The sequence below is a fragment of the Leptolyngbya sp. FACHB-36 genome, assembly GCF_014695955.1.
Lineage (GTDB): Bacteria > Cyanobacteriota > Cyanobacteriia > Leptolyngbyales > Leptolyngbyaceae > FACHB-36.
In genome coordinates, this window is record NZ_JACJPG010000097.1 from 1 (window position 1) to 2,553 (window position 2,553).

General features: G+C 55.0%; 3 protein-coding genes. All 3 read right to left on the reverse strand.

Features of this window, described 5'->3' with window-relative positions:
• On the reverse strand, positions 1-861 hold an 861-nt coding region (locus tag H6F43_RS01325), incomplete at its 3' end, for a 2Fe-2S iron-sulfur cluster-binding protein (protein WP_199290091.1).
• A 34-nt stretch (positions 862-895) separates the two neighbouring features.
• On the reverse strand, positions 896-1,705 hold the full coding sequence (locus H6F43_RS01330; protein WP_190340222.1) for an FAD binding domain-containing protein: 810 nt from the start codon (positions 1,703-1,705) through the stop codon (positions 896-898).
• Positions 1,706-1,851: 146 nt separating this feature from the next.
• On the reverse strand, positions 1,852-2,553 hold a 702-nt coding region (locus H6F43_RS01335; protein WP_190340223.1), incomplete at its 5' end, for an ATP-binding protein.

Here is a 2,553-nt window from a genome sequence, read left to right on the forward strand (position 1 = left end):
CTCGACCTCAATCAGTTGGCACGCACGTTCCGCGATCGCCACCGACTCCGCAACAACAGCGGCAACGCGATCGCCAATAAAGCGCACCTTCCTATCCAAAATGTAGTGATCCAAAGGATCGGGTACGGGTTCCGAGTGCCCAGCCGTACTGTAGGCGCGTCGATCGACATCCTTGTAGGTGAGAACCGCATGAACTCCTGGCAGCGCTGCCGCCTGCTCCGTGTGAATCTCACGAATGCGAGCGTGGGGATGCGGCGATCGCAGCACCTTGAGATGCAGCAGCCCAGACGGTGCATAATCCGACGTATAAACTGGCTTTCCAGTCACAATATCGGGACCATCTTGCTTCGGAACGCTTTGACCCACTTGGGCAGTAACGGGATCGCCCGAGCCACTGGCAGACTGACCACCAGCAACGGCTTGCTTGCCTGCCACAATACTTTCGACGATCGCCTGATAGCCCGTACAGCGACAGAGGCTACCCCGTAGCGCCAAGCGCAGTTCTTCCTCAGACGCAAAAGACAGCTTTTCAGCGCTGAGAATCATGCCAGGAGTGCAGAAGCCACACTGGAACCCTTGATGCTCCAGGAATGCCTGCTGCATCGGCGTTAACTGACCGTTCTGAGCCAGTCCTTCGATCGTGGTAACAGCGTGGTCTTGGGCACGCAGAGCTGGATAAAGGCAGCTATGAATCGGTGCACCATCCAGCCAAACCGTGCAGGCTCCACAGTCTCCCGATTCGCAGACACGATGCACGCTGGCACATCCCACCTGACGCAGCCAGCTGAGGAGGCTGGTTCCAGGAGAACAATTTCCCGTGTGGAGCTGACCATTGAGATGAACGGTGAGGGGGGCAGTCATGAAGGTGGCAAGTAGAGGGTGGAATGGGCAGAATTTAGGGTTCGCGAAGGGCGTGGAGCGATCGACGAATCAGCACCTCAGTCATCTGCTGGCGGTAGCTGCCGCTGGCGCGGCTATCCGTTAGCCAGGGAACCGCTTGCAGCGCAGCGGTGATTTGCTCAGAGGAAGGAATGCGATCGAATTCCAGCAGGTAAGGAGCCATAACGCACGCTCCCAGACAAACTCGCGTGCGCTCAGTCGCCGGATCGACGGCAGCAACTACAAGCGACAGGGCCGGATCGGTTTCCGCAATTCCAAACCGCTGCACCTGAGTTCGCCAGTTTAGAGAGGCGAGTGGAATCCAAATGCGACGTAAGACTTCACCCGGTTGCAGCACCGTCTGCTGGACACCGAGCTGAAAATCCTTGGCGGCAACCGTGCGGGGCGGGTCCGTCGGACTCCAAATCTCATAGGTGGCATCCAGCGCCACGAGCACCGGAGCCATCACGCCGATCGCCAGCGCCAGACAAACATTACCCCCGACCGTCGCCAGATGAGTGACTTTGAACGAGGCAGCCAGTGCAGAAACAGCCCCTCGAAACGCCTCAGTCGCCTTCCACTCAGCCGACCAGGGATAAGTCACCAGTTGCCTCAAGGTGCAGGTTGCCCCGATTTCCAGACGATCGTCCTCGACGGTAATCTCCGACCAACCCAGCGGCTCCAGATCCACTAGCGTCGTCAGATGAGGCTGCGGCTCCGAGAATATCCAAGTACCACCCGCCAACCACGCGTACCCCCGCTTCCAAGGCGGAACAGACGCCAAATCCAAGGGACGGCAGTAGGTTTCAACCGTGTGTAGATCCATTGCTCGTAGACTTATCCAAGATCAGCAGCTTACAAGAAAAATTTTGGCAAGGATTGTAGCCGAGGCAACGATCCTTGCCACACAGCGGCTCAAACGCCCATCGTTGGGTTTGAATACAATCCAGCAATCAAGCTCGGCTCACGGTTCTAATTAGAAAAGGTGGCACGGTTCGCTGTACCACCTCTATGTTCGATGGGCAGCGTCAGCACAAATTCTGCACCTTGCCCTAGTTCAGAGAAGCACTCTAGTGAGCCGCCATGCCTCTCTGTAATAATTTGGTAGCTAATTGACAAGCCCAATCCAGTCCCTTGTCCAACTGGTTTTGTCGTGAAGAAAGGATCAAAGATGCGTTGCTGCACCCGATTCGGTATTCCAGACCCCGTGTCTTGAATTCGTACTGTAATTGCATTTGGACCCAAAACCTGGGTTTCAATCACGATTTTCCTAATTACCTCAACCTCCTTCGATCGAGTTTGGTTATGGTCGTTGATTGCATCAATCGCATTACTCAGCAAATTCATAAATACCTGGTTCAATTGTCCGGTATAGCACTCGACCAGTGGTAAATTACCGTACTTTTTGACGACTTGAATCTCCGGATGGTTTGCACTAGCCTTCAAACGGTTCTGAAGAATGAGCAACGTGCTGTCAATGCCCTCATGAATGTCAACGGGTTTCATCCCCGCCTCATCTGAGCGCGAAAAGTTCCGCAGCGACAGCACAATCTGACGAATCCGATCTGCCCCTACTTTCATAGAAAGTAGCAGCTTGGGCAGGTCTTCAACCACAAACTCCAGGTCGATCGCCTCTCTACACGCTTGCACCTCCGCGACTGGATCAGGACAATA

Coding starts and splice junctions, on each gene's coding strand:
- H6F43_RS01330 (WP_190340222.1), bottom strand. CDS start 1,705: ATGGATCTACACACGGTTGAAACCTACTGCCGTCCCTTGGATTTGGCG.